General features: G+C 67.1%; 1 protein-coding gene and 1 pseudogene. One reads left to right on the top strand and one right to left on the bottom strand.

Features of this window, described 5'->3' with window-relative positions; all coding sequences use genetic code 11:
- Positions 1-189, bottom strand: a pseudogene (locus tag ABD323_RS44940) (hypothetical protein); the annotation flags it as partial.
- Positions 190-295: 106 nt separating this feature from the next.
- Between ABD323_RS44940 and ABD323_RS44935 the strand changes: the two are divergent.
- The coding region (locus ABD323_RS44935) for a hypothetical protein (protein ID WP_344447718.1) at positions 296-538 on the top strand (243 nt) is incomplete at its 3' end.

Below are 538 nucleotides of genomic sequence, written 5' to 3'. Positions count from 1 at the left end.
CGTCCACACCGCCTGATCCATACCGACCAGGAACTGTTCCTTCTGGCCGGCCGGGAGCGCGTGGTTCGTCACGCCGTACTCGCAGACGTACAGGGCGCCGCCCCCCGTCTTGCACTGAGCGGCCATCGCCGGAGCGGCGGACACCGCAAGACCCGCCAGCACGGCAGCCGCGACAATCGCGGCTTTCATCTTCTTCACGCCTACACATCCCCATCAGTGAAGCGCCAGCAGCTCGTGATCCGGCAGCCCCCGTACGCACTGGCTACTGTCCGGTAACCAGTCGTGCCGCACCATCGTGGAACACCACGATCTTGACCCGACTCGGCAGACCAAGGCCCCGGACAAGCACACCCCCTGCGCCTTTGCCGCGCTCGTCCGCGCAACCGAAGCGGTTCCGCCGCACTCGACCAGCCCGGTCACGGGCTCAGTGACACGGCGCTATGGTCTGTCCATGGCCAACGAGATCCGCTCTTCCGTGTCGCAGTCGGCCCTGGGGTGGTTGCCGCCCGAGGAGTTCGTCCCGACGTTGTCGCACGGG

Origin of the sequence: Kitasatospora nipponensis (genome assembly GCF_039528135.1) — a bacterium.
In the GTDB taxonomy this organism is placed as follows: Bacteria; Actinomycetota; Actinomycetes; order Streptomycetales; family Streptomycetaceae; genus Kitasatospora; species Kitasatospora nipponensis.
Note: the sequence above shows the minus strand (reverse complement) of the source record. Positions and strands in the feature narration are given on the sequence as shown.